The sequence below is a fragment of the Chitinivibrionales bacterium genome (assembly GCA_014728215.1).
In the GTDB taxonomy this organism is placed as follows: Bacteria; Fibrobacterota; Chitinivibrionia; order Chitinivibrionales; family WJKA01; genus WJKA01.
In genome coordinates this window covers 1-3,757 of sequence record WJLZ01000138.1, presented here as the reverse complement: position 1 = coordinate 3,757, position 3,757 = coordinate 1, and the positions used below count along the sequence as shown (strand labels likewise).

Here is a 3,757-nt window from a genome sequence, read left to right as displayed (position 1 = left end):
GGATGCATGGTGATATTCCAGGGAAGCAAGAAATAATTCTTTATGCCCAGCCCATAGGGGCGGACCCGTGATGGATAGTATTCCATATATTCTTTCCCTTTGTCAAATGTCAATTTTTGTCCGGCAAAGGTAAGGGGTTGATCATTATTCAGCCGGTAGATAAATAGCGGAGGCGGAAATGTGGGACTGCCGGTCAAAACGAGATTCCGGGCAATCCAGGGCGATCCCAGAATTGCCGTAACAGCGCAAAAGATCGTGACATTTTTTGCCATTTGGAAAAGCTTTTCCCTACGAGACCGCATCATTATAAAGACAAGAAATGCGCTGTTTGTTAATGCATAAAACAAACCGGTCGGTTTAATCCCGCACGCAATCCCGAGGAAAAATGCAGAAAGCAGAATCTCCTTACATTCTCTACTTTCAGAATACCTCATCAGCGACCACATCGACAAAAGAATATAGAAGGTTGCGGGAAAATCGATAAAGCCGATAAACGAGGTTCTGAATATCAGAGGATTGATCACAACAAAAACAACGGCTCCCAGCGCAACGGAGCGTCCCGCTTTTTGTTTCCCCATTATGTAAATCAGCAACGAGCACAAGAGCATGAATGTCCATGACATCAATCGCGCGCCGGTTTCACCCGAAAATGCCATAGCATAGGCAAATAGAAGCTCTGCATGGCCGGCAAGATGATATACCATATACGGAAGAGATGAAATTCTTCCACCCCGAAGCCATTCATGAGGTACGGTGATATGAATCCCAATTTCATCATTACCAATCCCCCCAACGACCGGAGCATAGCAGCAGATAAGCGTTACTGCGGCAACAACAAAAGCGATAGCCACCATGATCCATTCGAATCGGGACAAGGGATTGTGAGGCTTCAGAATGTGCCGGCATTTCTTTTTCCGGAAAAAAGCCCAGATGGCTGGTATTGATGTAACCAATGCAAGCGCAAGGAACGCCCATTTGTTAAGCAGCCCCGCGTGCCCCAGCGCAAACAGTCCGTAGCACCAGACTCCCAGGCCGGCTGCACAGGCAAGAACAGCATGCTCGAGGCGATTATCCCCGGTAATTCTGATCCGGGACAACAGGTAATTTCCAATAGCAGAGGCGCTGATCAACAGTACTACAATCGCCCACATGAAATTATAACCCGATCTTGTCAAGAAACGACTGAACCGCCCGGGACTGAGTAATCCGCCCCCAGAAAAACACCCCGTTAACAAGCATGAGCCAGCCCCAGATAACGGCATGAAATAACCAGTCTGGAATTGTCTTTTTTATCCCGCGATGTGAGAGGGTATTGTCACTTGCCAGCAACGCACGTGATTCCATTCTTTGCTATCCAATGCTTTTGCTTAATTATCTGTGTTTCTGTGGTTCTTCTTTTTTTCCGTGATTTTCCGTGTGTTCCGTGGGAATCTACTTTCCGTTCGACTGTTTCATCACCGTATGCCGTAATTCCTCCAGAATGCGCCTGTTGGCAGCGATAATATCACCCACAAGACCTAAAATGATGCTTAAGACGCCAAAAAATGCCAGAATCGCCAGTAAAATCAGCGACTGGATATGACCGGCGCCCCCCTCAAGGAAATAAAACAATAGAAATCGAAACCCGATTACAGCGGATGCTGCAAGAAAGAGCAATCCAACCGAAACAAAAAATTTCAGCGGATGGTACATCAAATAGGCCCTGATCACCGAAAAAACCGACTGAACAATGTAATGGCCCATGCTGCTGAATAATCGGCTTTTTCTTTTCGGTGGATTAATCGGTATCGTGACATTCGCCACTCTCAACTTTCGCATCCCGGCAAGGACCAGACTCTCGAGAGTATAGGAAAACTTTCCATGAATAAACATCAACTCAAGCGCTTCCTTGCTGAATGCGCGAAAGCCACTAGCCGCGTCTTTGATATCCACACCCGACATGGATCGAACAAATGCCGTACCCATATGCTCGAACATCATTTTAACCGGAGAAAAGGGGCGTGGTTTATGGGAAAGACGGTCGCCAACAGATATATCAGCCTTTTTTTCTAAAATAGGCCTGATCAACCGTTCGATATGCTCCGAAGGATACTGAAGATCGGCATCGGTATTGACAAGTATATCGGCATCGTGCTCAATTGCCGCTTTAACCCCCGAAGCAAATGCATCGGCAAGGCCGAGGTGACGGGAAAGTCTTAGTACTTTCGCTCCTGTATTTTGAGCTACTTCAATGCTTCGGTCGGTCGACCCATCATCAATAACTAATACTTCAATTTCATCGATACCATCAATATGATGGGGCAACGATGCAATAGTTTCTTCTAACGTATTCTCTTCGTTATAACAGGGTATTTGAATTACCAGTTTCACTGCACACACTGTTTTTTTTAGATAATGAAATTGCTTTTCATAAATGATAAAATATTATACTATCTTTAGTATACAGTCTCTATTGTACTATAACTATGATTCATAAGGCAATAATTATAAAGATATTACAATGAATAAATCAAATGTTACTTTCAATTTTCTTTTTTTTCTGCTTTGTATCAATGGCTTACTCATGGGCCAACAAAGCTTTGAAATAACGCATTTAGAGGGAAATGCAAAAGTTCAGCGTTCGCAGAAACGGAGCTGGGAAGAGCTTACACTGGGCAAGGAACTTTATGATAACGACATCGTTGAAACTTTTTTCCAGACCCGCCTGATTCTTTCATTCGGCGACAACAATATTCTTATCCTCGGATCAAATTCCAAACTCCTTCTCAATATTGTCGAGAAAGAAGAAAACGGGCAGACGGTTCACGATGTCAGTGTTACTCTTTTTGCCGGCGGTGTATTTGCGAAAGCGGTCTCGAAATGTTTTATCAGTATTTATACTGCCAATGCAGTCGCGACCACCGGTGATGGTGCGATTTCTGCTATTGTTGAAGAAAAAACCGGTGAAACCGGATTTCAGGTGCTTGGCGGTAATGTAAAGACCCGGAATATTGCACAGCAGGATGCCTTAAACCTCGTCTCCGGGCAGACGACTATGATCTTTCCGGGAAAAGAGCCGACCGCCCCGCTTTATATTACCTATCGCCATGTAACCGTTTTAAAGCATTTTTTTGGAAACGAATATATCGAAAATGAGCTTGCCTCAGCAGGCATTCAGCCAACAAGTGACCATACCTCTACTAACCGTAAAAGCTTCACCGATGGTTTCATGGCCGGCAAACCCGGAGTGGGGAGAGTCGAAGGTGGTTTTCAGAAACGAACATTCACCCTTAACCGTATTTATGAGAGCATTCTTGCCGATCAAAATGAAAATGAGAAAGAATATTCCCCGATAACAAAGCCCGGACAGATCTTCGATAACCGCGCAACTATCGAATTTACAACATCTTTTGCACGGGCAAATGGTTCTTTTTTTCCCGCCTTTATCCTGAAACCATCCTATTCACTGCCATTTTTAAATATCGGCCTCCGTTTCAGTGTGGCAGCAAACTATGAACAACTGGGTGTGCATCAGTTCAGTGAACCCTCAGGTTTTCTTGATCTGATCGATTATGCCGAAACCGGATTTCCAATCGCTGATAGAAAAGGGTTTCTGAAATTTTCTTTAGGAGGGATTAAAGACTATACACTGGGAAAAGGAATTGTTGTTAATAATTATACAAACATAAACCCCTATTCGCTCTTTCATCCAATGGGCTTAACAGGGAAATTCATCCTGGAAGAGATTGAGACCAATATATTCGTTGCCGATTTCATG

At 44.2% G+C, this 3,757-nt stretch carries 3 protein-coding genes; 1 reads left to right on the top strand and 2 read right to left on the bottom strand.

The features are described 5' to 3' along the window. Positions 1–1,262 (bottom strand): phospholipid carrier-dependent glycosyltransferase (locus GF401_11635; GenBank protein MBD3345702.1); only part of this gene is annotated, 1,262 nt, incomplete at its 3' end. A 169-nt stretch (positions 1,263–1,431) separates the two neighbouring features. Continuing rightward, a complete protein-coding gene (locus GF401_11630) occupies positions 1,432–2,418 on the bottom strand; it encodes a glycosyltransferase (protein ID MBD3345701.1) in 987 nt (328 codons plus the stop codon). An 82-nt stretch (positions 2,419–2,500) separates the two neighbouring features. Here GF401_11630 and GF401_11625 point away from each other — a divergent pair. After that, a partial coding sequence (locus tag GF401_11625) for a hypothetical protein (protein ID MBD3345700.1) occupies positions 2,501–3,757 on the top strand: 1,257 nt, incomplete at its 3' end.